Origin of the sequence: Streptomyces sp. NPDC002138, from assembly GCF_040296485.1 — a bacterium.
Classification (GTDB): Bacteria; Actinomycetota; Actinomycetes; order Streptomycetales; family Streptomycetaceae; genus Streptomyces.
In genome coordinates, this window is sequence record NZ_JBEOXE010000011.1 from 141,941 (window position 1) to 168,448 (window position 26,508).

General features: G+C 71.8%; 24 protein-coding genes and 1 riboswitch. Of the genes, 20 read left to right on the top strand and 4 right to left on the bottom strand.

Annotated features, from left to right (window positions below):
- Positions 1 to 11 precede the first annotated feature (11 nt).
- Positions 12 to 1,259 (top strand): L,D-transpeptidase, encoded by a 1,248-nt coding sequence (locus ABT084_RS10235; RefSeq protein ID WP_351040444.1) that lies wholly within the window; start codon positions 12 to 14, stop codon positions 1,257 to 1,259.
- Positions 1,260 to 1,365: 106 nt separating this feature from the next.
- Here the strand turns inward: ABT084_RS10235 and ABT084_RS10240 are convergent, their stop codons facing one another.
- Entirely contained in the window at positions 1,366 to 1,767 is a 402-nt protein-coding gene (locus ABT084_RS10240; RefSeq protein ID WP_351040446.1) for a hypothetical protein, read from the bottom strand.
- A gap of 176 nt (positions 1,768 to 1,943) precedes the next feature.
- Here ABT084_RS10240 and ctaE point away from each other — a divergent pair, with 176 nt between their 5' ends.
- From ctaE to ABT084_RS10270, 6 genes are all read left to right on the top strand, one after another.
- Positions 1,944 to 2,564 carry an aa3-type cytochrome oxidase subunit III gene (gene ctaE, locus ABT084_RS10245; RefSeq protein WP_351040449.1) on the top strand — a complete coding sequence of 207 codons (621 nt, stop codon included), beginning with the start codon at positions 1,944 to 1,946 and terminating at the stop codon, positions 2,562 to 2,564.
- A gap of 76 nt (positions 2,565 to 2,640) precedes the next feature.
- Entirely contained in the window at positions 2,641 to 3,450 is an 810-nt protein-coding gene (qcrC, locus tag ABT084_RS10250; protein WP_351040451.1) for a cytochrome bc1 complex diheme cytochrome c subunit, read from the top strand.
- Complete coding sequence (gene qcrA, locus ABT084_RS10255) at positions 3,447 to 4,505, top strand: cytochrome bc1 complex Rieske iron-sulfur subunit (RefSeq protein ID WP_351040454.1); 1,059 nt, start codon at positions 3,447 to 3,449, stop codon at positions 4,503 to 4,505. The genes qcrC and qcrA overlap by 4 nt, the downstream gene beginning before the upstream one ends.
- Positions 4,502 to 6,130, top strand: a complete 1,629-nt coding sequence (qcrB, locus tag ABT084_RS10260; RefSeq protein WP_351040457.1) for a cytochrome bc1 complex cytochrome b subunit — start codon at positions 4,502 to 4,504, stop codon at positions 6,128 to 6,130. The genes qcrA and qcrB overlap by 4 nt, the downstream gene beginning before the upstream one ends.
- A gap of 145 nt (positions 6,131 to 6,275) precedes the next feature.
- Positions 6,276 to 7,340, top strand: coding sequence for an anthranilate phosphoribosyltransferase (gene trpD / locus ABT084_RS10265; RefSeq protein WP_351040460.1), 1,065 nt, complete (start codon positions 6,276 to 6,278; stop codon positions 7,338 to 7,340).
- A gap of 88 nt (positions 7,341 to 7,428) precedes the next feature.
- Positions 7,429 to 7,545: riboswitch (SAM riboswitch) on the top strand.
- A 224-nt stretch (positions 7,546 to 7,769) separates the two neighbouring features.
- Complete coding sequence (locus ABT084_RS10270; protein WP_351040463.1) at positions 7,770 to 9,170, top strand: aminotransferase class V-fold PLP-dependent enzyme; 1,401 nt, start codon at positions 7,770 to 7,772, stop codon at positions 9,168 to 9,170.
- A 463-nt stretch (positions 9,171 to 9,633) separates the two neighbouring features.
- Here the strand turns inward: ABT084_RS10270 and ABT084_RS10275 are convergent, their stop codons facing one another.
- Together ABT084_RS10275 and ABT084_RS10280 are read right to left on the bottom strand one after the other, a co-directional pair.
- Positions 9,634 to 9,915 carry an Lrp/AsnC family transcriptional regulator gene (locus ABT084_RS10275; RefSeq protein ID WP_351040466.1) on the bottom strand — a complete coding sequence of 94 codons (282 nt, stop codon included), beginning with the start codon at positions 9,913 to 9,915 and terminating at the stop codon, positions 9,634 to 9,636.
- Positions 9,912 to 10,646 (bottom strand): rhomboid family intramembrane serine protease, encoded by a 735-nt coding sequence (locus ABT084_RS10280; RefSeq protein ID WP_502968885.1) that lies wholly within the window; start codon positions 10,644 to 10,646, stop codon positions 9,912 to 9,914. Before ABT084_RS10280 ends, ABT084_RS10275 begins: the two co-directional genes overlap by 4 nt.
- 160 nt (positions 10,647 to 10,806) lie before the next feature.
- On the opposite strand from ABT084_RS10280, the gene ABT084_RS10285 reads away from it, so the two are divergent.
- The 7 genes from ABT084_RS10285 to ABT084_RS10315 all read left to right on the top strand — a co-directional run bounded on the left by ABT084_RS10285 (position 10,807) and on the right by ABT084_RS10315 (position 19,117).
- Positions 10,807 to 11,046, top strand: a complete 240-nt coding sequence (locus ABT084_RS10285; protein WP_351040472.1) for a hypothetical protein — start codon at positions 10,807 to 10,809, stop codon at positions 11,044 to 11,046.
- Between the two features lie 47 nt (positions 11,047 to 11,093).
- Positions 11,094 to 12,455, top strand: coding sequence for an NYN domain-containing protein (locus tag ABT084_RS10290; protein WP_351040474.1), 1,362 nt, complete (start codon positions 11,094 to 11,096; stop codon positions 12,453 to 12,455).
- Between the two features lie 252 nt (positions 12,456 to 12,707).
- A complete protein-coding gene (locus ABT084_RS10295) occupies positions 12,708 to 13,739 on the top strand; it encodes a C40 family peptidase (protein ID WP_351040477.1) in 1,032 nt (343 codons plus the stop codon).
- A gap of 236 nt (positions 13,740 to 13,975) precedes the next feature.
- Positions 13,976 to 15,016: a C40 family peptidase gene (locus ABT084_RS10300; protein WP_351040480.1), complete on the top strand. Its 1,041-nt coding sequence runs from the start codon at positions 13,976 to 13,978 to the stop codon at positions 15,014 to 15,016.
- A gap of 69 nt (positions 15,017 to 15,085) precedes the next feature.
- Positions 15,086 to 16,219 (top strand): hypothetical protein, encoded by a 1,134-nt coding sequence (locus ABT084_RS10305; RefSeq protein WP_351040483.1) that lies wholly within the window; start codon positions 15,086 to 15,088, stop codon positions 16,217 to 16,219.
- A 19-nt stretch (positions 16,220 to 16,238) separates the two neighbouring features.
- Positions 16,239 to 17,381, top strand: coding sequence for a glycosyltransferase family 4 protein (locus ABT084_RS10310; RefSeq protein ID WP_351040485.1), 1,143 nt, complete (start codon positions 16,239 to 16,241; stop codon positions 17,379 to 17,381).
- A 122-nt stretch (positions 17,382 to 17,503) separates the two neighbouring features.
- Positions 17,504 to 19,117 carry a GMC oxidoreductase gene (locus tag ABT084_RS10315; RefSeq protein ID WP_351040488.1) on the top strand — a complete coding sequence of 538 codons (1,614 nt, stop codon included), beginning with the start codon at positions 17,504 to 17,506 and terminating at the stop codon, positions 19,115 to 19,117.
- Between the two features lie 51 nt (positions 19,118 to 19,168).
- Here the strand turns inward: ABT084_RS10315 and ABT084_RS10320 are convergent, their stop codons facing one another.
- Entirely contained in the window at positions 19,169 to 20,965 is a 1,797-nt protein-coding gene (locus tag ABT084_RS10320; protein ID WP_351040491.1) for an AMP-dependent synthetase/ligase, read from the bottom strand.
- A 240-nt stretch (positions 20,966 to 21,205) separates the two neighbouring features.
- Between ABT084_RS10320 and ABT084_RS10325 the strand changes: the two genes are divergently transcribed.
- The 6 genes from ABT084_RS10325 (at position 21,206) to ABT084_RS10350 (ending at position 26,284) form a co-directional block, all read left to right on the top strand.
- Positions 21,206 to 22,024, top strand: a complete 819-nt coding sequence (locus tag ABT084_RS10325) for a metallophosphoesterase family protein (protein ID WP_351040494.1) — start codon at positions 21,206 to 21,208, stop codon at positions 22,022 to 22,024.
- Positions 22,025 to 22,131: 107 nt separating this feature from the next.
- Positions 22,132 to 22,578 (top strand): SRPBCC family protein, encoded by a 447-nt coding sequence (locus ABT084_RS10330; protein ID WP_351040497.1) that lies wholly within the window; start codon positions 22,132 to 22,134, stop codon positions 22,576 to 22,578.
- Positions 22,579 to 22,636: 58 nt separating this feature from the next.
- The gene (locus tag ABT084_RS10335; protein WP_351040499.1) at positions 22,637 to 23,860 is read left to right on the top strand and encodes an ArsA family ATPase; all 1,224 of its coding nucleotides are present in this window, start codon (positions 22,637 to 22,639) and stop codon (positions 23,858 to 23,860) included.
- A gap of 72 nt (positions 23,861 to 23,932) precedes the next feature.
- Positions 23,933 to 24,403 carry a DUF5304 domain-containing protein gene (locus ABT084_RS10340; protein WP_351040501.1) on the top strand — a complete coding sequence of 157 codons (471 nt, stop codon included), beginning with the start codon at positions 23,933 to 23,935 and terminating at the stop codon, positions 24,401 to 24,403.
- A gap of 62 nt (positions 24,404 to 24,465) precedes the next feature.
- A complete protein-coding gene (locus ABT084_RS10345; RefSeq protein WP_351040504.1) occupies positions 24,466 to 25,407 on the top strand; it encodes an ROK family glucokinase in 942 nt (313 codons plus the stop codon).
- 82 nt (positions 25,408 to 25,489) lie between these two features.
- A complete protein-coding gene (locus ABT084_RS10350; RefSeq protein ID WP_351040507.1) occupies positions 25,490 to 26,284 on the top strand; it encodes an endonuclease/exonuclease/phosphatase family protein in 795 nt (264 codons plus the stop codon).
- Positions 26,285 to 26,508: the final 224 nt, after the last annotated feature.

A 26,508-nucleotide genomic window follows, 5' to 3' on the forward strand; every position in this document is an offset into this window, starting at 1 on the left:
AGCGTGGTCTCATGAACCACTCACCGCGTCTTTGGACGGTAATCGGCTGCTCCCTGCTGGTCGCGTCCCTCGGGGCCGGCGCCACCGCATGCGGGTCGGCCGACGACAACCCGCTGTCAGCCCGCCCCTACGACGCGGGCGACGAGGTCGCCTTCAACCAAGCGTCGGGCGGCCGCCCCGTCGACCCCGACCGGCCGCTCGAGGTCACCGCCAAGAAGGGCGACGGCCGGATCACCGACGTGAGCGCCGTCGACGTCCACGGCCGCCGCCTCGCGGGTGAACTCTCCGCCAAGGGCGACCGCTGGCACAGCACCGCGCCGATGGCCGCGGGCGTGCGGTACACGGTCACCGTCGGCACGGAGGACGAACGCGGCGCGCAGGGGCAGCGCACGATGACCTTCGAGACCACACCGGCCAAGAAGGTCCTCCACGTCGAATTCGGCCCGGAGGCGGGCAAATACGGCGTCGGACAGCCCCTGACCGCCGAGCTCACCGAACCGGTCAAGGACAAGGCGGCCCGCGCCGTCGTCGAACGGGGCCTGATCGTGGAGTCCTCCGAGAACGTCCAGGGCGCCTGGCACTGGGTGGACGACAAGAAGCTCCACTTCCGGCCCAAGGAGTACTGGCCCGCCAACTCCACCGTCTCCGTACGGAGCAACCTGGAGGGGGTCAAGATCGGCGACGGCCTCTACGGCGCCGCGGCCAAGTCGCTCAAGCTGGAGATCGGCGACCGCGTCGAGGTCACCACCGACGCCTCCTCGCACTACCTGACGTTCAAGCGCAACGGAGAAGTGATCAACACCATTCCGGTCACCACCGGGAAGCCCGGCTTCTCCACCCGCAACGGCGTCAAGGTGGTGCTGGGCAAGCAGTACTTCGTCCAGATGCGCGGCGACACCGTCGGCATCGGCGGCAGCGAGTACTACAACCTCCCCGTGTACTACGCCACACGGGTGACATGGAGCGGTGAATACGTGCACGCCGCGCCGTGGTCGGTCGGCTCCCAGGGCTACGAGAACGTCAGTCACGGCTGCACCGGCATGAGCACCGGCAACGCCGCCTGGTTCTACGAGAACATCAGCGAGGGCGACATCGTCAAGGTGATCAACAGCATCGGCGACGACATGGACGCCTTCGGCAACGGCTACGGCGACTGGAACCTGGACTGGAAGGAATGGCGCGAGGGCAGCGCCCTGCTCAAGGGCACCCAGGACGGGCGCAGTCCCGTCGACGCCGCCCGTCTGCGTCCGCAGGTCTGAGGCGCCGTCGGATCCGACACGCCCGGCCCCGCCGCGGAAACGGCACAGCGGCCCCTGGAAGCCCGTACGACGGCTCCAGGGGCCGCTCCGTGACGTCCGGGAGCCTTCAGGCGTTCAGGGACAGCCGCGTCCGCAGTACGTCGGCCAGCGCCTCGGGGAAGTCCACCGGGTCCACCGGCAGGGTCACCGCCCGGTCGGCGCGGCTCCAGGTGGCCAGCCAGGCGTCCTGCGGGCGCCCGATCAGCAGCAGCACCGGGGGGCACTGGAAGATCTCGTCCTTGATCTGCCGGCACACACCCATGCCCCCGGCCGGTACGGCCTCGCCGTCCAGCACGCAGGCGTCGATGCCGCCCGCGTCGAGCTCCTTCAGGACGGCGTCCATGGTGGCGCACTCAAGGAATTCCACCGGCGGCAGGTCCGCTGCGGGCCTGCGCCCGGACGCCAGCCGCACCTGCTCCCGGGTGTTGGCGTCATCGCTGTAGAGCAGAACCCGCGCAGTCGCCCGCATTTCGTTCCTCCACGTGTCACATGAATCACGTTGATGATGTCGCGGATGCTACTCCGTCCGACACCCTGTCAACATCGGTTCGCAGGGGCCTCTGATGGGCCGTTCGGGCCTTGCACACGCCCCGGACACTCCGAACGGCACCCCCCGGGGTGAGGGCGGGATAAGCGACCGACATAATGTCGGTCGTGGCGACAGCAACGACAGTAGATACCGGGCACACGCACCCGACGGTCAACAGGCCGAACCTCGTCAGCGTCGGAACGATCATCTGGTTGAGTTCCGAGCTGATGTTCTTCGCGGCCCTCTTCGCGATGTACTTCACCCTGCGATCGGTGATGGGCGCCGAGCATTGGGCAGAACAGGCCGAGGCCTTGAACCTGCCCTTCTCGGCGACGAACACCACCGTCCTGGTGCTTTCCTCGCTCACCTGCCAGCTCGGCGTATTCGCCGCCGAGCGCGGTGACGTGAAGAAGCTCAGGACGTGGTTCATCATCACGTTCGTCATGGGTGCGATCTTCATTGGCGGCCAGGTGTTCGAGTACACCGAGCTGGTCAAGAAGGACGGCCTGAGTCTCTCGTCAGACCCGTACGGCTCGGTGTTCTACCTGACCACCGGCTTCCACGGTCTGCACGTGACGGGCGGCCTCATCGCCTTCCTTCTGGTCCTCGGCCGGACGTACGCGGCCAAGAGGTTCACCCACGAACAGGCCACGTCGGCCATCGTCGTGTCCTACTACTGGCACTTCGTCGATGTTGTCTGGATCGGCCTCTTCGCGACGATCTACCTGATCAAGTAGCGAACACGTCGCCGGGCCCGACCCGGCACTCCATCCAGACACACCGACGCAGAAGATCCTGACACCGGGGTAATCCGTGAAAAAGCTCTCCGCACGACGACGCCATCCGCTGGCGGCGGTCGTCGTTCTACTCTTCGCCCTGGCGGTCACGGGGGGGCTGTACGCCGCCTTCGCGCCCGCGGGCAACGCGCAGGCCGACGAAACCTCCCAGTCCCTCGCCATCGAGGAGGGCAAGAAGCTCTACGCCGTGGGCTGCGCAAGCTGCCACGGAACCGGCGGTCAGGGTTCCTCTGACGGCCCGAGCCTGGTGGGTGTCGGCTCCGCGGCCGTCGACTTCCAGGTGAGCACGGGCCGCATGCCGGCCCAGCAGCCCGGCGCTCAGGTGCCGAAGAAGCCCGTCATCTACACCCAGGCGCAGACCGACCAGCTGGCCGCGTTCATCGCGTCCCTCGGTGCCGGTCCGATCACGCCGGCCGAGAAGCAGTACGACCCGGCCGGTGCCGACATCGCCAAGGGTGGCGAACTGTTCCGCAACAACTGCGCGCAGTGCCACAACTTCACCGGTGAGGGCGGCGCGCTGACGCACGGCAAGTACGCCCCGAACCTCGAGGGCGTCGAGCCGAAGCACATCTACGAGGCCATGCTCACCGGCCCGCAGAACATGCCCTCCTTCCCGGACAGCACCATGCCGGAGAAGCAGAAGAAGGACATCATCGCGTACCTCCAGAACGTGAACGGCGAGAAGTCGAACAGCCCCGGCGGTCTGAAGCTCGGTGGCCTCGGCCCCGTGTCCGAGGGTCTCTTCGGCTGGATCTTCGGACTGGGTGCGCTGATCGCTGTCGCCGTCTGGGTCGCGGCCCACACCGCTAAGGCCAAGAAGTCATGAGTAGCCAAGACATTCCCGAAGAGAAGCACCTGCCGAGCGAGCAGGGCGACACGCACCACGGTGGCGTGGCACTGGCGGACGACCCGTTCGCCGACCCGGGCCTGCCGGCCCACAAGCCCCGTATCCAGGACATCGACGAGCGGGCGGCCAAGCGCAGCGAGCGCACGGTCGCGATGCTGTTCACGCTGTCGATGCTGGCCACGATCGGCTTCATCGCCTCGTACGTGACCCTGCCGGTCGACAAGATCGTGTTCATCTTCCCCATCGGGAAGGTGAGCGCGCTCAACTTCGCGCTCGGCATGACCCTGGGCACGGCGCTCTTCTGCATCGGCGCGGGCGCGGTCCACTGGGCCCGCACCCTGATGTCCGATGTCGAGGTCGCCGCTGAGCGTCACGAGATCGCCGCTCCGCCGGAGGTCAAGGCGCAGGTCCTGCAGGACTTCGCCGACGGCGCCAAGGAGTCGGCCATCGGCCGTCGTCCCCTGATCCGCAACACGATGCTGGGCGCGCTGGCCATGCTGCCGCTGTCCGCCGTCGTGATCCTGCGCGACCTGGGTCCGCTGCCCGAGACGAAGCTCCGCAAGACCCTGTGGGCCAAGGGCAAGCTGCTCATCAACGACAACACCAACGAGCCGCTGCGTCCCGAGGACGTCGTCGTCGGTTCGCTGACCTTCGCCCGGCCGGAAGGCCTGGAGGAGGACCAGCACGACTTCCAGACGCAGATCGCCAAGGCTGCCCTGATGATCGTCCGCCTCAAGCCGGAGGACATCAAGGACAAGCAGGAGCTGGAGTGGTCCCACGACGGGATCGTGGCCTACTCGAAGATCTGCACCCACGTCGGCTGCCCGATCAGCCTGTACGAGCAGCAGACGCACCACGTGCTCTGCCCGTGCCACCAGTCCACCTTCGACCTCTCCGACGGCGCCCGTGTCATCTTCGGCCCGGCCGGTCACGCGCTTCCGCAGCTGCGGATCGGCGTGAATGACGAAGGCTTCCTCGAGGCGCATGGCGACTTCGAAGAGCCCGTCGGTCCTGCATTCTGGGAGCGCGGATGAGCACTGCCACTGAAACGACGGAGCGCAAAGCGCCTGCCGGCGAGCGCGTAGCCGACTGGGCGGACAGCCGCCTGGGCATCTACGGCCTGGCCAAGGCGAACATGCGCAAGATCTTCCCGGACCACTGGTCCTTCATGCTCGGTGAGATCTGCCTCTACAGCTTCATCATCATCATCCTCACGGGTGTGTACCTGACGCTGTTCTTCCACCCGAGCATGAACGAGGTCGTGTACCACGGCTCGTACGTGCCGATGCAGGGCGTCCAGATGTCCGAGGCCTTCGCCTCGACCCTGGACATCAGCTTCGACGTGCGCGGCGGTCTGCTGATCCGCCAGATCCACCACTGGGCGGCGCTGATCTTCGTCGCCGCGATGGTCGTGCACATGATGCGCGTGTTCTTCACCGGTGCGTTCCGCAAGCCGCGTGAGGTCAACTGGGTCTTCGGCTTCCTGCTGCTGTTCCTCGGCATGTTCACCGGTTTCACCGGTTACTCGCTGCCGGACGACCTGCTCTCGGGTACCGGCGTGCGCTTCATGCAGGGCGCCATCCTGTCCGTCCCGGTCGTCGGCACGTACCTGTCGATGTTCCTGTTCGGCGGGGAGTTCCCGGGCGGCGACTTCGTCTCCCGGTTCTACTCGGTGCACATCCTGCTGCTGCCCGGCATCATGATGGGCCTGCTGGTGGCCCACCTGATCCTGGTCTTCTACCACAAGCACACCCAGTTCGCGGGCCCCGGCAAGACGAACAAGAACGTCGTCGGCATGCCGCTGCTGCCGGTCTACATGGCCAAGGCCGGAGGCTTCTTCTTCCTGGTCTTCGGTGTCATCGCGGCCATCGCGGCGATCGCCTCGATCAACCCGATCTGGGCCATCGGCCCGTACCGCCCGGACCACGTGTCCACCGGTGCGCAGCCCGACTGGTACATGGGTATGCCCGAGGGCCTCATCCGTGCGATGCCGGGCTGGGAGATCAACCTCTGGGGTCACACGCTCGTCCTGGGCGTGTTCATCCCGCTGCTGCTCTTCCCGCTGGTGCTCTCGTCGATCGCGGTCTACCCGTTCATCGAGGCCTGGGTCACCGGCGACAAGCGCGAGCACCACATCCTGGACCGCCCGCGCAACGTCCCGACCCGCACGGCGTTCGGTGTCGCCTGGATCGCGGAGTACATCGTGCTCCTCATCGGCGGCGGCAACGACATGTTCGCCCAGTACTTCCACCTGTCGATCAACTCGATCACCTGGTTCGTCCGGATCGGCTTCTTCGTCGTCCCGGTCCTCGCCTTCATCGCCACCAAGCGCGTCTGCCTCGGCCTCCAGCGCCGGGACCGCGACAAGGTGCTGCACGGTCGCGAGACCGGCATCATCAAGCGCCTGCCGCACGGTGAGTTCGTCGAGGTCCACGAGCCGCTCTCGCAGGGCCAGCTGCACACGCTGACCTCGTACGAGCAGTACAAGCCGATCGAGATCGGCCCGACGGTCGACGAGAACGGTGTCGAGCGCAAGGTGAAGGCCCTGGAGAAGCTCCGCGCGAAGCTGAGCAAGGGCTTCTACGGCGAGAACAACCAGATCCCGAAGCCCACGGCGGAGGAGTACAAGGAGATCCAGAGCGGCCACGGCCACCACTGACTCCGCATGACGGACTGATTTCGGTCAGTTCGAGCGTCGCCACGGCAAGAGCCCCGTCCAGTCACTGGACGGGGCTCTTTGCCGTCCCCCGCGCCTGGATAGGCTGGGACCTCACCCATCGACTGTGGACCATCAGGAGCGGACCATGAACGTTGTGACCCCGGCAGGCGGCGACAGCGTGGCGGCCCGCACCTGGCCGGCCGTACTGGACGCCCTGCTGGCCGGCCGTGACCTCGGCGCGGACGACACGGCGTGGGCGATGGACCGGATCATGCACGGCGAGGCGACCGACGCCCAGATCGCGGGCTTCGTGGTCGCCCTGCGGGCCAAGGGCGAGACCGTCGCGGAGATCACCGGCCTCGTGCGGACCATGTACGAACACGCCAACCTCATCGAGGTCCCCGGCCGCACGGTCGACATCGTCGGCACCGGCGGAGACGGCGCCAAGACGGTCAACATCTCCACGATGTCCTCGATCGTGGTGGCCGGTACGGGCGCCAAGGTGGTCAAGCACGGCAACCGCGCCGCGTCCTCCTCCAGCGGCGCCTCGGACGTCCTGGAGAAGCTCGGCGTCAACCTCGAACTGACCCCCGCGCGGGTGGTCGAGGTGGCCGAGGAGGCGGGCATCACCTTCTGCTTCGCCGTCAAGTTCCACCCGGCGCTGCGGTACGTCGCCCACGCCCGCAAAGAGCTGGGCATCCGGACCGTCTTCAACGCCCTGGGCCCCCTCACCAACCCGGCGAAGGTACGGTCCCAGGCGACCGGTGTCGCCGACCCGCGGATGGCCCCCATCGTGGCGGGCGTGCTCGCCGAGCGCGGCTCCTCCGCGCTGGTCTTCCGGGGCGACGACGGCTTCGACGAGCTGACCACGACGGCGACCTCCCGGGTCTGGTGGGTGCGCGACGGCAAGGTCGCCGAGCAGGGCTTCGACCCGCGCGACATCGGCATCCCGCTGGTCGACGTCTCCGCGCTGCGGGGCGCGGACCCCGCGTACAACGCGGACGTGGCCCGCCGCCTGCTGGCGGGGGAGACCGGCCCGGTCCGCGACGCCGTCCTGCTGAACTCGGCGGCGGCGCTGGTGGCCCTGGACCCGGGCAGCGGCACGCTGGAGGAGCAGCTGGCGGAGGGCATCACCCGCGCGGCGCAGTCGATCGACTCGGGCGCGGCGCTGGCCGCGCTGGACCGCTGGGTGAAGGCCAGCAACGCGTAGCGGTGGGCGTCGGTTTTGCGTCAGGCCCCGGTTCCGACATGCGGACCGGGGCTTGTGCGTGCCGGATCATGTGGCAGGATGCTGACCAGGTCACGAGTGACAGCGTTTAGGCCCCGGCTTGCTGTCCGGCAACCCTCCTTCCGTGGCGGGGTGCCCCGGGTGATGACCAGGCCGTAGGCAGCGAGGCTTACGGCAAGCGCGGATCCCTCGATTCCAGGGGTCCTGGTCTCTCGAGGAGTCTTTTCCGTGAGCAAGCGAATGCGATAGGGCGAGTCCGCCCCTTCTTCACCCCCGGAACAGGGTCCTGTCCGCGTACCTCCGTACCGCCGACGCACCTTTCGTCCCCCGGGGCCTTCCCGTACCCCGCCGCATCCGGCCGTGTACGGGCCACCAGAAGCCATTCAGCCCTGCCTGCCGGGAGATACCGCCATGTCCGCTTCCCTGAACGCCGCCACCGCCACCGCTGCCGACGCCTCCGGCGACGCCGCCTGTGACATCGCCTGCGTCGAGCCGCTCCAGGTGCTCGGCCGGGACGTCACCGTGCCGCTCGTCACCGGCGGCGAGGTCACCTACGCGGCCCTCGACTACGCCGCCAGCGCCCCGGCGCTCCAGCGGGTCTGGGACGACGTGGCCGTGTACGCCCCGTACTACGGCAGCGTGCACCGCGGGGCCGGGTACCTCTCGCAGCTCTCCACCGACCTCTTCGAGCAGAGCCGGGTCACGGTCGCGGAGTTCCTCGACTGCCGGCCCGCCGACCAGGTGGTCTTCACCCGGTCCACGACCGACTCGCTGAACCTCCTCGGCCAGGTGCTCCCGGCCGACTGCCAGGTCTTCGTCTTCGAGACCGAGCACCACGCCTCGCTGCTGCCGTGGCGGGGTGCGCGGGTCACCTACCTCAACGCCCCGCGCACCCCGGGCGAGGCCGTCGCCACGCTGGAGCGCGCGCTGGCCGACCGGGAGCCCTACGGTCCGGCGCTGGTGTGCGTGACCGGGGCGTCCAACGTCACCGGTGAACTGTGGCCGGTCAAGGAGCTCGCCGCCGCCGCGCACGCCCACGGCGCGCGGATCGTCCTGGACGCCGCCCAGCTCGCTCCGCACCACCCCGTGTCCGTCCAGGACCTGGACGTCGACTGGGTCGCCTTCTCCGGGCACAAGCTGTACGCGCCCTTCGGCTCCGGCGTCCTCGCCGGGCGGGCCGACTGGCTGCAGGAGGCGGACCCGTACCTCGCGGGCGGCGGCGCCTCCCGCAAGGTGGCCCGGCGCGAGGACGGCGGCGTGGACGTCGAGTGGCACACCACCGCGGCGCGCCACGAGGCCGGTTCGCCGAACGTCATCGGCGTCTACTCCATCGCCTCCGCCTGCCGCGCGCTGACCGAGGCCGGGTTCGACGCGCTGGTCGCTCGCGAGCGGCACCTGATCGCGAAGGTCCGCGAGGGCCTGGCGGAGGTGCCCGCGGTGCGGATCCTGTCGCTCTTCGGCGACGACGCGCCGCGCGTGGGCGTCATCTCGTTCGTGGTGGACGGCTGGAACAGCTCGCACTTCGCCGCGGCGCTGTCGGCCGAATACGGCATTGGCGTCCGGGACGGGCTGTTCTGCGCACACCCGCTGGTGCGGACGCTGCTGGGCAGTGAGCCGCAGGCCCAGGGGGAGTGCGGGGCGCCGGAGGCGGAGCCGGGTGAGCGGTCGCTGAACGCGATCCGCGTCAGCTTCGGGGCCGGTACGCCCGACGAGCACGTGGAGCGGTTCGTGGGGGCCGTGCGGGAGCTGGTGGCCCAGGGGGCGCAGTGGACGTACCGCACGGAAGAGGGCCGCTGCGTCCCGGCCGTCTGATCCCGTGGGGGCGGGTGAGGTATGCCCCCTGGCCCGGGGTGGGCGGGTTCCGGCCGGGCCGGTGCCCCGCACGAGCGTCTCCTCGGCTCGCGGGCAGCGGCCCGTCGGAGATTGCGGCAGGGCCCAGCCGAAACCCGCCGCGGGGCCATGGAACCCGGGGTGACTGCTCGCTCCCGGGCGTCCTCGTCCCGCCGGAGGCCTTCGCGGGGGTCCGGCGTCAGGGTGGGGGAGTCGGGCACCGGAGGAGGGTCCCCGCAAGGCCGAGCGGTCACCCCTGGACGCACGTCTCCGACCCCCCGCGGCCGCGAGCCGAGGAGACACTCCGCAGGGGCCCGGCTCCACCACCCTGACACCTCCGGCCCCCGGGTCAGGGAACCCACCCCAGCCCCGCCGGCGTTTGAGGCGAACCCACCGACCCGGGGCAGGGGTCGGGCCTCGGCCCGGTCCGGCTCGCCGCCAGGCGCTAGGCGTCCAGGCCGATCGCGAACGCCGCCTCCAGGTCGTGCTGGGAGTACGTGCGGAACGCCACGTGGGTGTCCGTCGCCTCCACGCCCGGGATCTTGCTGATGCGGCCGGGGATGATGTCCGCGAGGTTCTCGTGGCGGGGCACCCGGACGAGGGCGATCAGGTCGTACGTCCCCGTGACGGAGTAGACCTCGCTGACGTTCTCCAGCGCGGCGATCGACTCGGCGATCTCGGGGATGCGGTCCACGCTGGTCTTGATGAGCACGATCGCGGTGATCACGGCTGGCTGTCTCCCTCGGTGGCCGTCGCTGGTCGCCTCACTCTAGTCGTACGCCGATATCGCACCCACGCGTAGAGGAACCCGGCCGAGAACCCCACCACGTGGGCCAGGTACGCCACCCCCGGCCCGCTCCCCGCGCGCTGGGCCGCCAGCCACTGCAGGCCGAACCAGAACAGCAGCACGATCCAGGCCGGGAAGCGCAGCGGCACGAAGAACAGGAACGGGAAGAGGCTCGTCACCCGGGCCTTGGGGAAGAGGTACAGGAAGGCCCCCAGGACGGCCGAGATGGCCCCGGAGGCGCCGACCAGGGTCTGGTCGGAGGAGGGGTTGGCCGCCGCGTAGGCGGCCAGGGCGAGGTAGCCGGTGGCGACGTAGAAGACGAGGAACCGCGCCCGGCCCATCCGTTCCTCGGTCATCGCCCCGAAGACGTACAGGAAGAGGCAGTTGCCCAGCAGGTGCAGCCAGCCGCCGTGCACGAAGAGCGCCGTCAGCGGCGTGAGCGCGGCGCGGCGGGTGCCGGAGAAGAGCTCGTCCGGGACCACGCCCCAGTGCCGGAAGTACGCCGTCCCGGCCGCCACCAGCCGCTCGCCCGTCCCGTAGACGGGGTTCAGCCCGGAGGCGGGGCCGAGGACGAAGACCACCGCGCAGGCCGCGATCAGCGCGTACGTCACCACCGGTCCGCGGGCGGTCTCGCGGACGGTCCGCCACCGTTCGGTCATGGGACAGAGCATGGCGTAACCGGAGCGACCGGGGCAGCTCGCCCCGCCGCGTCCCGCATGGAGGACAGGGCCCACGGGAGGGTGACGTCAGGCCGTAGGGTTACGTCCTGAGGCCCCGCCGAGAGGCGCGGGCCGCTTTAATTGAAACAGTGACGAAGGAGTGAGCGGCCTGATGACGGTTCCCCTGCCGACCGAGACGACCCGGTGGCGCTGCACGCTGTGCGGCAACCTCACGCGGTTCGACGTCACCCGCTCGTCGAAGGTCGTGGAGTACGTCCACCTGGACCTCGCCGGGGAGCCCAAGGTCGAGGAGCGCGAGGTGGTCAATGAGACCATCGAGTCGGTCCGCTGCCGCTGGTGCAACGCGGTGGACCAGATCGAACTCGTGGACCGGCCGGGCACGGACTCCTGAGGGAGCCGGTGCCCGCGGTCGAGAAGTAACGGTAGGGGTGACGGACTGTGGAGCCAGCAAGCGGCGCTGAGCCGGCCGACGCGGCGGGCGATGCCGCGGAGGTGCTCGACCGCCCGCTGCCCGAAGGCGTGCGGCGCCGGGTGGTCGCGCTGGTCTCGGACGCCTTCGGCGGGCTGACGGTCGCCGATCTTCCGGGCCAGTTGCGCCAGTACGCCCGCTTCACCCCCACCCGGCGGGCCAAGTTCGCGGGCAACGCCATGGCGGCGGCCGTCGAGACGGACGCCGTCTTCCGCGGCCGGGTCGCCGAGAAGCTGCGCGAGGCCCAGCCGGAGCTGTCCGCCGCGCTGGAGTCCGGCGCGCCCCCGGCCGCCGCGGACCCGCTGGACGTGGCGGCCTCCGCGTACGTCCTGCGGCCCGCGGGCTGGGTCAAGCTCGTGGCCGCGGCCGGCGAGGAGGCGCAGCGCGCCGACGCCGAGCGGGTCGGCGAGGAGACCCAGCGCGAGTTGGAGCGGCTGCGCGAGGAGCTGGCGCACCTGCGCGAGCAGCAGCGCACCGGCGGCGAGCAGGTGCGTACGGAGCTGGAGGCGTCCCGCAAGGAAGCGGAATCGCTTCAGCGCAAGCTGCGCAGCGCGCTGAACGACGTCAAGCGCGGCGAGGCGGCCCTGCGCAAGGTGATCGCCGAGATCGACGGGATCCGCAGCGAGACCGGCGCCCGGGTGGTGGCGGCCGAGAGCGAGTCCCGGCGGCTCAAGTCCCGGCTGGCGGAGGTGGAATCGGCGCTGGAGACCTCGCGCCGGGCCACCCGCGAGGGCCGCAGCATCGAGGACATGCGGCTGCGGCTGCTGCTGGACACGGTGCTCGACGCCGCCCAGGGGCTGCGCCGGGAGCTGGCGCTGCCGCCGGTCTCGACGCGCCCGGCGGACACGGTGGAGGCGGTGGAGCCGGGCCGGATGACCCCGAAGGACATCGCGGCGCGGGCGCTGTCGGAGACCGATCCGGCGCTGCTGGACCAGCTGCTGGCGCTGCCTCAGGCCCATCTGGTGGTGGACGGCTACAACGTCACCAAGACCGGCTATCCGACCATGCCGCTGGAGAAGCAGCGGCTGCGGCTGCTGGGCGGGCTGTCGATGCTGGCCGCCCAGAGCGGCGCGGAGATGACCTGCGTCTTCGACGGGGCCGAGCTGGCCGCGCCGGTGCTGCTGGCGCCGCCGCGCGGCGTGCGGGTGCTGTTCTCCAAGGCGGGCGTCACGGCGGACGAGCTGATCCGGCAGCTGGTGCGCGCGGAGCCGCCCGGGCGGCCGGTGGTCGTGGTCTCCACCGACCGTGAGGTGGCCGACGGGGTGGCCAAGGCGGGGGCGAGGCCGGTTACGTCGGCCTTGTTGCTGAAGCGGCTTTCGCGCGTTTCGTAACTCCTGGGCCGGATCGGCCGATTGTCGGAATTTTCGGAACGTACCGTCAAGTGACCGCTACGGGCCGTGTGCTGTAGGTAAAGAAGCGGGTCGGTGACCGATTTTTTTGTCGTCAGGATTTGAACTGATCACGGCAAGGTCACTAGGGTCGGCCCAAACCTTCGTGCGATGGATCACTCATTCGGGGTGCCGGGCGAAGGGGCTGCCGAGTGTGCGTACTCAGGCGGTTCTAGGAAGAAGGAGCTCGCCCCCGTGGCGTCCCACCGTCGACCCAAGCAGCCGAGCCGCCTTCGCGTGACCGTCCTGACGGCCACCGCCACCGCGGCCGTCGTCCTCTCCGCCAACGGCGCCTCCGCCGCCCCGCAGCCGACCAAGGACGAGGCCAAGGCCAAGGTCGACGCGCTGTACGAGGAGTCCGAGCAGGCCACCGAGAAGTACAACGGGGCCAAGGAGCGCCAGGAGAAGCTGGAGAAGGAGATCAGCCAGATCCAGGACCAGGTGGCGAAGGGGCAGGACGAGCTCAACACCCTGCGCGGCGCCCTCGGTTCGATGGCGAGCGCCCAGTACCGCACCGGCGGCATCGACAACTCGCTGGCGCTCTTCCTCTCCGCGAACCCGGACGACTACCTCGACAAGGCCTCCACGATGGAGCAGCTGAGCGACAAGCAGGTCGCGGCCGTCCAGAAGATCCAGGCGAAGCAGCGCAGCCTGGCGCAGAAGCGCCAGGAGGCCTCGGGCAAGCTCACCGACCTCGACGCCACCCGCAAGGAACTGGACGAGAAGAAGAAGACCTCCCAGAGCAAGCTGGCCGAGGCGCAGGCGGTCCTCAACTCCCTGTCGGCCGACCAGCGCTCGCAGCTCAGCGCCGACGAGAAGCGCGCCAGCGGCGGCGACGCCGACAAGGCGACCGCCGGCGGCGGAGCGAAGGGTTCGGGCCGGGCCGGACAGGCCCTCGAATACGCCAAGCAGCAGCTCGGCGACGCCTACCACATGGGCGACACGGGCATGGACTCGTGGGACTGCTCGGGTCTGGTCCAGTGGGCCTACGGCCAGGCCGGCGTGGACCTCCCGCGCGTCACCTACGACCAGGCGAACGCGGGCCGGCACCTGACCCTGAGCGAACTGCAGCCGGGCGACCTGATCCTGTTCTACGACGACCTGCACCACGTCGGCCTGTACGCGGGCAACGGAATGACCCTGCACGCCTCCAACCCGCGCGGCGGCGTCAAGTACGAGGCCGTCCGCAACATGCCCTTCCAGTTCGGCGTCCGGGTCGGTGGCTGACCCGTCCTCACGGGCGCGCCGTACACCGCCCATCCGGGCGAATTAACCGCCCCCGCTCGGCCCCCTCGCCCCGCCGGTGACCTGCGTCTCCGGCGGGGCGTCACTGTGTGTGCCCGCCGACGGTCGTTGGCCGGTGCGTGGTCACGCCGCTACTGTCTGCCAGCGCGGAACCCGGCACACGGCCGTCCACGGGGGGCGGACCCGGGCCCCGCGCAAGCGGAAGGGAGCGGCTCAACGTGGCATCCCATCGCCGGCCCGCGCCTACGGGGCACGACCGGAACACCAGGGTCACCGTCCTGACCGCCGCCGCCGCGGCCACCGCGGCGGTCGCCATGACGGGCGTACCGGCCACCGCGGCCCCCGCAGAACCGCCCGGCGGCGCCCGGGCCCAGGTGGACCGGCTGTTCGAGGAGGCCGAGCAGGCCACCGAGCGGTTCAACGCGGCGGGGGAGCGCAGCGCGAAGCTGCGCGGCGAGGTCCTGCGCGCCCAGGACGCCGTCGCCCGCGGCCAGGACCGGATCAACACCATGCGCGGGGTGCTCGGCAGCTTCGCCGGGGCCCAGTACAAGTCCGGCGGTCTCGACCCGGCCGTCGAGCTGATGCTCTCCGAGGACCCCGACGAGTACCTCGACAAGGCCAGCGCCCTCGACCGGCTGACCGGCCGCCAGACCCGGCAGCTCGCCGAACTGCGCGAGGAGCAGCGCAAGCTGGACCAGGAGCGGCACGAGGCCTCGCGCAAGCTCGCCGAACTCGACGAGCTGCGGGCCGACACCGCCCGCCAGAAGCGCTCCGTCACCGCGAAGCTCGCCGCCGCCCGGCGGCTGCTCAACGCGATGCCGACGGAGGAGCGGGTCTCCTTCGAGCGGGCCTCGCGCTCCGGCGGCCGCGCCGACGCGCTGCCCGAACTCCCCGGCTCCGGCGGCGCCTCCTCGGGTCGCGCCGCGACCGCCGTGATGGCGGCCCGGGCCGCGGTCGGGCGCCCGTACGTCTGGGGGGCCACCGGGCCCTCCGGCTTCGACTGCTCCGGGCTCATGGTGTGGTCCTACCGGCAGGCGGGCGTCTCCCTGCCGCGCACCTCGCAGGAGCAGCGGCACGCGGGCCGCAGGGTCTCCCTCTCCGAGGCCCGGCCGGGGGACCTGGTGACCTACCGCTCGGACGCCAGCCACGTCGGCATGTACGTCGGCAACGGCCAGGTGGTGCACGCCCCGTACCCGGGGGCCGCGGTGCGCTACGACCCCGTCGGGATGATGCCGGTGTCCTCGGTGACCCGGCCCTGAGGCCGCCGGCGTCCGCGGTGACCCACCGGGCCTGAGGGCGCCGGTGGTCCGCGCGCGTACGATCACCGGATGGTCCGGGGTCCCGTGCGCGCGCTGTTCCTGCTGCTGGCCGCCGTGCTGCTGGCCGGCGGGGCCGCCGGCTGTGGCGGCCCCGGGGCGGCCGCGCGGCCCGACGCCGCCGAGCGGGCCGTCCGGGAGGCGGTGGCCCGGTGGTCGGCCCGGCCGCCCGCGGCGCTGGCCGCCGTCCCGCTGGAGGGCTGGACGTACGGGGTCACCTCGGTACGCCGCGACGGCGCCCGGGCCGTGGTCGGCGCGGAGCTGCGCTACCGGCTCACCGGCTACGACGCCGCTCCGGCGGTCTCGGCCCGCACCCTCTCGCTGAGCGAGGACGGCGACGGCTGGCACGTCACCGGTGACCGGCCCGCGCCCGGAGCGCTGCCGCAGCTGTGGGACCAGGGGCCGGTGAGCGTGGTGCGCGGGGACCACGCCTTGGTGCTGGGCGGCCGGGGGCGGTCCCGGGAGAGCCTGGAGGAGGTCGCGGTGGTGGCCGGGCGGGCCGTCCCCGAGGTGAGCGCGGCCTGGCCGCGGCCGTGGGCGGGCCGCGTGGTGGTGGTCGTCCCCGCCGACCTGGACGCGATGGCGGCGCTGCTGGGGCGGCCCGCCGACTCCTACCGGGGGCTGGCGGCGGTGACCACCGGGCTGGTCGGCGTCTCCCCGGCCCCGGCGGACCGGGTGGTGGTCAACCCGCAGGCGTACGAGGGCCTGAGCGAGCTGGGCCGCCAGGTGGTCCTCACCCACGAGAGCACCCACGTCGCCACCCGCTCCGCGACCACCGCCTCGACCCCGCTGTGGCTCTCCGAGGGCTTCGCGGACTGGGCGGCGTACCGCTCGGCCGGGCGCACCCCGGCACAGGCCGCCCCGGCGCTGCGCCGGGCCGTGGGCCGGGGTGAACTTCCGTCCGCGCTCCCCCCGAACGAGGCGTTCACCTTCGGGGGTGACGCGCAGGCGATGGCCCGCGCCTACGAGGGGGCCTGGCTGGCCTGCCGGCTGATCGCCGACCGCTGGGGCGAGGCGGCCCTGGTCAGGCTCTATGCCGAGGCAGGCCGGAATTCGCTGCCGACGGCGCTGCGGAGCACGCTGGGCACCGACCTCGCCGACCTCACCCGAACGTGGCAATCGAGCCTGCGGGAGGAGCTGCGGTGAGCGGTAGCCTCGCCGCACGATGCACAAGACCCTGATCGTGACCAACGATTTCCCGCCACGTCCGGGCGGCATCCAGGCCTTCCTGCACAACATGGCGCTGCGGCTGGATCCCGGCCGGGTCGTCGTCTACGCCTCCACCTGGAAGCGGGGCGCGGAGGGCGCCGCGGCCACCGCCGCCTTCGACGCGGCGCAGCCCTTCCCCGTCGTGCGGGACGCGGCGACGATGCTCCTGCCGAGCCCCCGGGTGACCCGCCGGGCCACCGCCCTGCTGAGCGAACACGGCTGCGAGTCGGTCTGGTTCGGGGCCGCCGCCCCGCTCGCCCTGATGGGCCCGGCGCTGCGCCGGGCGGGCGCCCGGCGGGTGGTGGCGACCACGCACGGGCACGAGGCGGGCTGGGCCCAGCTGCCCGGCGCCCGCGCCCTGCTGCACCGGATCGGCGAGGGCACGGACACGGTCACCTACCTGGGCGAATACACCCGCTCGCGGATCGCGGGCGCGCTGAGCGAGGCGGCGGCGGCGCGGATGACGCCGCTGCCGCCCGGGGTCGACGAGAAGACCTTCCACCCCGGGTCGGGCGGCGACCTGATCCGGGCCCGGCTGGGGCTGACGGACCGGCCGGTGGTGGTGTGCGTGTCCCGGCTGGTGCCGCGCAAGGGCCAGGACACCCTGATCCGGGCGCTGCCGCTGATCAGGGCCGAGGTGGCGGACACGACGCTGCTGATCGTGGGCGGCGGGCCCTACGAGTCCGCGCTGCGGGCGCTGGCCGCCTCGACCGGGGTCGCGGACGCGGTGCGGTTCACCGGGGCCCTGCCGTGGGGGGAGCTGCCCGCGCACTTCGGGGCGGGGGACGTCTTCGCGATGCCGTGCCGGACCCGGCGCGGCGGGCTGGACGTGGAGGGGCTCGGGATCGTCTACCTGGAGGCCTCGGCCACGGGCCTGCCGGTGGTCGCGGGGGACTCCGGGGGCGCCCCGGACGCGGTCCTGGACGGGGAGACGGGCTGGGTGGTGCGGGGCGGCTCCGTGGCCGACACGGCGGACCGCATCGTGACGCTGCTCCTCGATCCGGCGCTGGCCCGGGCGATGGGGGAGCGGGGCCGGGCCTGGGTGGAGGAGCGCTGGCGCTGGGACCTGCTGGCGGACCGGCTGCGCGGACTGCTGTGACCGGGGGCCGGGCCCGCGCCGCCGCGGCCCAGGGCGTCATATCCGGCCATACCTGACTGTCACTCAGATGTCTGTCAAGACGGCATCTGGGTGGACGGTAGGATTCCGCCCATGATGCCACCATGACATCACAGCTGACGCGCCGTCACCTCCTGGGGCTCGGCGCCCTCCAGACCGCCGCGGCACTCGGGTTCACCCGGATCGGGCTGTCGTCCGCGGCCGCCGCGGAACCGGCCGCCGCGCAGTACGCCCCCGCCATCGTCGTCGGCTCCGGCTACGGCTCCGCCGTCGCCGCCCTGCGGCTCGGGCGGGCGGGCGTACGGACCGTCGTCCTCGAGATGGGACGGCTCTGGGACACCCCCGCCTCGGACGGGAAGATCTTCCCCTCCACCTCCGCGCCCGACCAGCGCTCCATGTGGTACCGCACGCGCACCGAGGCCCCGCTCGCCCAGTTCCTCTGGCTCGACGTGGTCAACCGCGACATCAGCCCCTACCCCGGCGTCCTGGACCGGGTGAACTACGGCGACATGTCCGTGTACGTCGGCCGTGGCGTCGGCGGCGGATCCCTCGTCAACGGCGGTATGGCGCCCACCCCGAAGCGCTCGTACTTCACCGAGGTACTGCCCCGGGTCGACGCCGACGAGATGTACGGGACCTACTACCCGCGGGCCCGCCAGATGCTCGGCGTCAATGACATCGACCCGTCGTGGTTCGAGTCCACCGAGTGGTACCGCTTCGCCCGGATCTCCCGCAAGCACGCCCAGAACACGGGCCTGAAGACCACCTTCGTGCCCAACGTCTACGACTTCGAGTACATGAAGCGCGAGGCCGCCGGCACCGCTACCAGGTCGGCGCTCGCGGGCGAGGTCATCTACGGCAACAACCACGGCAAGAAGAGCGTCGACAAGACCTACCTCGCCGCCGCCCTCGGCACCGGCAACGTCACCATCGAGACCATGCAGCGGGTGGTCGCCGTACGCCCGGACCCGGCCGGCGGGTACGTCCTCACCGTCCTGACCAGCGACCTCACCGGGCGGGTCACCCAGACCCGCGAACTCGGCTGCAGGCAGCTCTTCCTGGGCGCCGGCAGCCTCGGCACCACCGAGATCCTGCTGCGGGCCCGCGAGACCGGCGCGCTGCCCGCGCTCAGCGAGGAGGTCGGCCGCGGCTGGGGCCACAACGGCAACGTGATGACCGCCCGGGCCAACCACCTCTGGGACACGGTCGGCGCCAACCAGGCCACCATGCCCGCCCTGGGCATCGACGACTGGGACAACGCCTCGAACCCGGTCTTCGCCGAGATCGCCCCGCTGCCGATGGGGTTCGAGCACTGGATCTCGATGTACCTGGCGATCACCAAGAACCCCGAGCGCGGGCACTTCATCTACGACGCCGCCAGCGACTCGGCGAAGCTCCAGTGGACCCGGGACCAGAACACCCCGTCCGTGAACGCGGCGAAGCGCCTCTTCGACCGGATCAATCGGGCCAATTTCACGATCTACCGCTACGACCTGTTCGGCGACAACAAGAATTTCGCCGACAACTTCACCTACCACCCGCTCGGCGGCTGCGTGCTGGGCGCCGCCACCGACGACTACGGCCGCGCCAAGGGCTACCAGGGGCTGTACGTCGTCGACGGCTCGCTCGTCCCGGGCTCGCTCGGAGTGAACCCGTTCGTGACGATCACCGCCCTCGCGGAGCGGAACATGGAGCGGATCCTCGCCGACCCCCGATGATCAGCGGCCTCCGGCCGCGGGCCGCGCCGGCACCGCCCCGCTACCGGGCGATCAGCCCCGGTAGAGGGCCTCGACCTCGTCCGCGTAGTCCTTCGCCACCACGTTGCGCTTGAGCTTCAGCGACGGCGTGAGGTGGCCCGACTCCTCCGTGAACTGGGAGGGCAGAATGCGGAATTTCCGCACCGATTCCGCCTTGGAGACCGCCGCGTTGCCATCGTCCACGGCCTGCTGGACGGCGGCGTTCAGGTCCGCGTCCTCGCGCAGCGACGCCGCCGTCGACCCCGCGGGCTTGCCGTGCTCCGCCGCCCACCGGCCGAGGAACTCCTCGTCGATGGTGACCAGGGCGGCCACGAACGGCCTCGCGTCGCCGACCACCATGCACTCGGCGACCAGCGCGTGGGCGCGGATCCGGTCCTCGATCACCGCGGGAGCGACGTTCTTGCCGCCCGCGGTGACGATGAGTTCCTTCTTGCGCCCGGTGATCGCGAGGTAGCCGTCCTCGTCGAGGGTGCCGACGTCGCCCGTGCGGAACCAGCCGTCGGCCAGCGCCTCGGCGGTCGCCGTCTCGTTCTTCCAGTACCCCGTGAAGATGTGCTCGCCGTGCAGCAGCACCTCGCCGTCGTCCGCGATGCGCACGACCGATCCCGGGAGCGGCTGGCCGACCGTACCGATCTTCGTCCGGTCCCACGGGTTGAAGGCGGTCGCCGCGCACGACTCGGTCAGGCCGTAGCCCTCCAGCACGGTGAAGCCGATCCCGCGGAAGAAGTGGCCGAGCCGCTCACCCAGCGGCGCGCCGCCGGAGATCGCGTACTCGCCGCGTCCGCCGAGCACCGTGTGCAGCTTGCTGTAGACCAGCTTCGAGAACACCTTGTGCTTGAGCCGCAGGGCGAGGGACGGGCCGCCCGGGGTGTCCAGCGCGCGGCTGTAGGCGATCGCGGTCTCGGCGGCCGCGTCGAAGATCTTGCCCTTGCCGTCGGCCTGCGCCTTGGCGCGCGCCGAGTTGTAGACCTTCTCGAAGACTCGCGGCACACCGAGGATCAGGGTGGGCCGGAAGGACTGGAGCTCGTCGGTCAGGTTCTTGATGTCCGGTACGCAGCCCAGCCGGATGGGGGCCAGTACGGCCGCCACCTCGACCAGGCGCCCGAAGACGTGGGCCGCCGGGAGGAAGAGCAGGACCGAGCACTCGCCGGTGCGGAAGAGCGGGCTGAGCCGCTCCACCACGTTGCCGCACTCGGCGAAGAAGTTGCGGTGGCTCAGCACGCAGCCCTTGGGGCGGCCGGTGGTGCCCGAGGTGTAGACGATGGTGGCCGGGTCGTCGGCGTTCGCCAGACCGCTGCGCTCGTCGACCTCGGCGTCGGTGACCGAGGCGCCCGCGGCGCGCAGGGTCTCCAGGGCGCCCGCCTCGATCTCCCACACGTCGCGCAGCTCGGGGAGCCGGTCGCGCAGGGAGGCCACGGTCGCGTGGTGGCCCGGGCTCTCCACGATCACGGCGGTCGCGCCGGAGTCGCCGAGGATCCACTGGATCTGCTCGGGCGAGCTGGTCTCGTACACCGGGACGGTGATGCCGCCCGCGCTCCAGATCGCGAAGTCGATCAGGACCCACTCGTAGCGGGTCCGCGAGATGAGGGCGACCCGGTCGCCGGGCCGGACGCCCGCCGCGATCAGGCCCTTGGCCGTGGCCCGGACCTCCGCCAGGAACTCGGTCGCGGTCACGTCCTGCCAGGCGCCGCCGACCTTGCGCGCCATGACGGCGGTGGCCGGATGCTGAGCGGCGTTGCGGCGGATGAGATCCGTCAGGTTCCCGTCCGACGGGACCTCGTACAGGGCCGGAAGGCTGAACTCGCGCAAGACTGCTGCTCCTCTGGGCGCCATCGCCACCATGTGGACCGACCGGACGTTACCCACGAGTAGTGGGTTCCCGATAGAGGGAACCGGCCAGATGTTCCGTGCGTCACACGACGCGGACACACCCGCCCGACAGTAGTCGACGCCTTCCGCGACCCGGAAGTAACCGCAGGTCCGGGCAGCTGTGCGAGATCCTTCCCGGCCCGTCTATGCCAGCTCCCCGTACGCCCCTAGGGTGACGGCATGGGTGGCACGAAAAGCGGCAACGAGCGCACGGCGCACAAAGGCACCAAGAGCGGCACACGGGTCCACGTGGTGAGCGACGTGCACGGCAACAGCGAGGCGCTGGCACGGGCCGGGGAGGGCGCGGACGCGCTGATCTGCCTGGGCGACCTGGTGCTCTTCCTGGACTACGCCGACCATTCGCGCGGCATCTTCCCCGACCTCTTCGGCGTCGAGAACGCCGACCGGATCGTGGCCCTGCGCACCGAGCGGCGCTTCGAGGAGGCCCGCGCGCTGGGCCGCGAGCTGTGGGCGGGCCTGGACCGCGAGCAGGTGATCGAGGGCGCGGTGCGCAGGCAGTACGAGGAGATGTTCGCCGCGTTCCCCACCCCCACCTACGCCACCTACGGCAACGTCGACATCCCGACGCTCTGGCCGCAGTACGCCCGCCCCGGCACCACCGTCCTCGACGGCGAGCGCGTGGAGATCGGCGGCCGGGTATTCGGCTTCGTCGGCGGCGGCCTGCCCTCCCCGATGCGCACCCCCTACGAGGTGGACCCGGAGGAGTACGCGGCCAAGATCGAGGCGCTCGGCGAGGTCGACGTCCTGTGCTCGCACATCCCGCCCGAGGTCCCCGAGCTCTGCTACGACACCGTGGCCCGCCGCTTCGAGCGCGGCAGCGCGGCCCTCCTCGACGCCATCCGCAAAACCCGGCCCCGGTACGCCCTGTTCGGGCACGTGCACCAGCCGATGGCCCGCCGGATGCGCATCGGCGCCACCGAGTGCGTGAACGTCGGGCACTTCGCGGCGACGGGAAGGCCCTGGGCGCTGGAGTGGTGAGGTCCACCCGCGCGGTAGCCTTCACGCGGCGGCCGCAGGCCGCGACGACTTGCTGAACTTCCCCAGCTGCCGCTGGGAGGTGACACCGGCCCGGAGGAGCGACCGCGATGGCGGAACACACCAGCTCGAGCATCACGATCGAAGCGACGCCGGCTGACGTCATGGCCGTGATCGCCGACTTCGGACGCTACCCCGAGTGGACCGGCGAGGTGAAGGAGGCCGAGGTGCTGGCCTCCGACGCCGCGGGCCGCGCCGAGAAGGTGCGACTGCTGCTCGACGCCGGAGCGATCAAGGACGACCACACCCTCAACTACACCTGGAAGGGTGCGGACGAGGTCAGCTGGAGCCTGGACAAGTCCCAGATGCTGCGCCAGCTCGACGGGTCCTACCGGCTGGCCCCGCTGGACGGGGGCAGGAAGACCGAGGTCACCTACCAGCTGACCGTGGACGTCAAGATCCCGATGCTCGGCATGATCAAGCGCAAGGCCGAGAAGGTCATCATCGACCGCGCGCTGGCGGGCCTGAAGAAGCGCGTCGAGGCCGGCGGGGCCTGAGGCCCGGATTCCCCCGCCCCGCCCCGCCCTCGCCGTACCCGACCCGGAGCCGTCGCACGTGCACACCTTGCTGATCACCGGCCCCGGCGGGGCGGGACGCACCACCGTCGCCGCCGCTACCGCCCTCGCGGCGGCCCGGCGCGGACGGCGGGTGCTGGTCCTCTCCGGTGACCCCGGTGACCCGCTGGGCGCGCTCCTCGGCCCGGCCCTCGGGGCGTCGGCCGAGGTGGCGCCCGGGCTGGCCGCCGTACCCGTCGCGGCCGACGGGGTGTGGGCCGCCCGGATCGAGCCCGCGGAGGAGTTCCGCGCCGAACTGGTCACCCTCCAGGAGCGCGGCTCCGCCCTCCTCGGGATGCTGGGGGCGCGGCCGTTGGGCGGCGAGGAGCTCACCGAACTCCCGGGCGCCGAACAGTTCGCCCTGCTGCGCGCGCTGCGCCGGGCGGCCGGGGCGGCCCGGGCGGGCTCCTTCGACCTGGTCGTGGTCGACATGCCGCCCGTCCACCAGGCCATCGCCACCCTCGCGCTCCCGGCCCAGCTGCGCCGCTACCTGGCCCGGCTGCTGCCCGCCCAGCGGCAGGCGGCCCGGGCGCTGAGGCCCGTACTGGCCCAGCTGGCGGGCGTACCGATGCCCGCGCAGTGGCTGTACGAGGCCGCCGCGCGCTGGGACGAGGAGCTGGCCGCCGTCCAGGCCGTCGTGGAGGCGGACACCACCTCCGTCCGCATGGTCGCCGAGCCCGGACCGGGCGCCGACGGTGTGCTGCGGCTCGGGATGCTCGGCCTGGCCCTGTACGAGCTGCCCGTCGGGGCGGTCGTGGCCAACCGGCTCGTGCCCCGGGACGCCGCGGACCCGTGGCTCGCCGGGCTGGCCGCGCAGCAGGACAAGTACGTCACCACCTGGGCCGGAGCCCACCCGGACCTCGCCCGGCCGGGCCTGGAGCACCTGGGCGCGGACCCGCGCGGCCCGCGCGACCTGGCCGCGCTGGACCCGCGCGACGCGCTGGCCGAGCTGCCCTCCGGGGAGCGCCGGGCCTGGGCGGTCGAGGACCGTCTCGCCGACGAGGGCGTCCTCGTCTGGGTGGTGCCGCTGCCCGGCGCGGAGAAGCGGGACCTGGATCTGGTCCGGCGCGGGGACGAGCTGCTGCTCACGGCGGGCCCGTTCCGAAGGATCGTTTCCCTGCCCTCGGCGCTGCGCCGCTGCACCGTCTCGGGCGCGGGCCTCCACGAGGGCGTCCTGCGGATCCGCTTCACGCCGGACCCGGGTCAGTGGCCCCTCTCACCCTGAACGTGACGGGGCCGTTCGGGTAACGTCGAGGGTGTTCCCACCGCCCCGCAGCCGTACCCAGGAGAGTCCGCCATGAGCGAGGCCACCGACCGTCCCGCAGACGACGACGCCTGGGCCAGGGCGTGCGCCGAGGACCTGGCCGCGGAGCGGGAGCGCCGCCGGTCGCAGCAGGGCGGGGGCGCCGGCGAGCCGGGGAGCCCGGCCGAGGAGCTGTTCAAGCTGTTCGAGGCCGTCGCAGACAAGGTCGCCGGGCTGAACAACCCCCTGATCGGCATGGCCGCCCAGGGCGCCGCCCGGCAGTTCGTCAGCCAGGCCAAGAGCGCCGTCAAGCCCGTGATCGAGCGCAACCCCGAGGTCTTCGACCACCTGGCGGCCGCCGGCTCCGAGCTGCTCGCCGCCTACCGCTCGGCCGTCGAGGGCCACGAGCGCCGCTGGAGCCGGGACGAGCCCTCGCCGCGCACGGATCCCGGAGCCGCGGCCGCGGGCGGGACCAAGGGTGACGAGGACGGACCCGGGCCCGCCGAGCGCATCGATCTCGACTGACTCCCGTCCAACGCTCGGGTACCGTTGGCCCCGGCGGGGTTTGACCGGAAACCGAGGGACTAATGGGACTCACCATCGGCGTCGACATCGGCGGCACGAAGATCGCGGCCGGCGTGGTCGACGAAGAGGGCACCATCCTTGAGACGTACAAGGTGCCCACCCCGCCGACCGCGGACGGCGTGACCGACGCGATCTGCGCCGCAGTGTCCGAAGTCAGCAGCAACCACACCATCGACGCCGTCGGCATCGGCGCCGCCGGATACGTGGACGACAAGCGCGCCACCGTGCTCTTCGCGCCCAACATCGACTGGCGGCACGAGCCGCTCAAGGACAAGGTCGAGCAGCGCATCGGCCTGCCGGTCGTCGTCGAGAACGACGCGAACTGCGCGGCCTGGGGCGAATACCGCTTCGGTGCGGGCCAGGGTCACGACGACGTCATCTGCATCACCCTCGGCACGGGCCTGGGCGGCGGCATCATCATCGGCAACAAGCTGCGCCGCGGGCGCTTCGGCGTCGCCGCCGAATTCGGCCACATCCGGGTCGTCCCCGACGGCCTGCTGTGCGGCTGCGGCAGCCAGGGCTGCTGGGAGCAGTACGCCTCCGGGCGCGCGCTCGTCCGGTACGCCCGGCAGCGGGCCAATGCCACCCCCGAGAACGCGTCCGTGCTGCTCGCGCTCGGCGACGGCACCCCCGAGGGCATCGAGGGCAAGCACATCAGCGAGGCCGCGCGTGCCGGCGACCTGGTGGCCATCGACTCCTTCCGGGAGCTGGCCCGCTGGGCCGGAGCCGGTCTCGCCGACCTGGCCTCGCTGTTCGACCCGTCCGCGTTCATCGTGGGCGGCGGGGTCTCGGACGAGGGCGACCTCGTCCTCGACCCGATCCGCAAGTCCTTCAAGCGCTGGCTGATCGGCGGCGCCTGGCGTCCGCACGCGCAGGTGCTGGCCGCTCAGCTGGGCGGCAAGGCCGGTCTCGTCGGCGCGGCCGACCTGGCTCGCCAGGGCTGAGCCCGGCCCGGTCCGCACGCTCGCGCATTCTGCCCGTCGCGCCCCCTGGGGGAGCGGCGGGCGGCTGCGTAGGTTGGCCCGTATGGACCTGTCTCCACTGCCGCGTACGGGGCTGCCTGAGCTGCCCGAGCTGCCCGCGCTGCCCGAATCCCGCACCGAGCCCGACGGTTCCGCCGTGATCCGGGTGCTCGGCTACAACGTGCGCTCGATGCGCGACGACGAGGAAGCGCTGGTCCGGGTCATCCGGGCGTGCGCCCCCGACCTGGTCTTCATCCAGGAAGCCCCGCGGTTCTTCCGCTGGCGCAAACATGCGGCGCGCCTCGCGTCGAAGACGGACCTGGTGGTGCTGAGCGGGGGCGCGACGGCCGCCGGGCCGCTGCTGCTGTGCTCGCTGCGGGCCTTCGTGGAACGTACCGAGGACGTGCTGCTGCCGCTGCGGCCGGGCGAGCACCGGCGGGGCTTCGCGACGGCGGTGGTGCGGATCGGGGGCGTGCGGGTGGGGGTGCTCAGCGCGCACCTGTCGCTGCGGGCGGACGAGCGGTACGAGCAGGCGGGGATGCTGCTGGAGCGGCTGGCCGGGATGGACGTGCCGCACGTGGTGGCGGCCGGTGACATCAACGAACGGCCCGAGGGGGCGGCCTTCCGGCGGCTGGCGGCGGAGCTGCAGGACTGCTGGGCGGTGGCGCCGTGGGGTGGGGAGCTCACGTCGGAGCACGTGCCGGGGGGACAGCGGATCGATGCCGTGTTCGCTTCGCGGGGGGTGGAGGTGCTGGCCTGCGGGGTCCCGGCGGGGCTGCCGGGGGTCACCTCGCGCGATCTCCGCGCGGCCACGGACCACTACCCGGTCCTGGCGGCCCTCCGCCTCCCGGTCACGTAGCCCTCTGCCTCCGGCGGCAGGGTGGCCGGGCGCCGCTGCGGCGGGTCGGCGGCCCGGCGCGGGCGGGGCGCGAGCCGTACGCCCCCCGGGCCGGCGCCGCCCCGGGCGTGCCCTCAAACGCCGCGCGGGGAGCCGGGCGACTTGGCCGACGTACTGCTGGTGCAGCGCCAGATGCTCGCGTACTTGCGGTTGGTGAGCTGTGAAGTGGCCGCGGGGTACGTGCA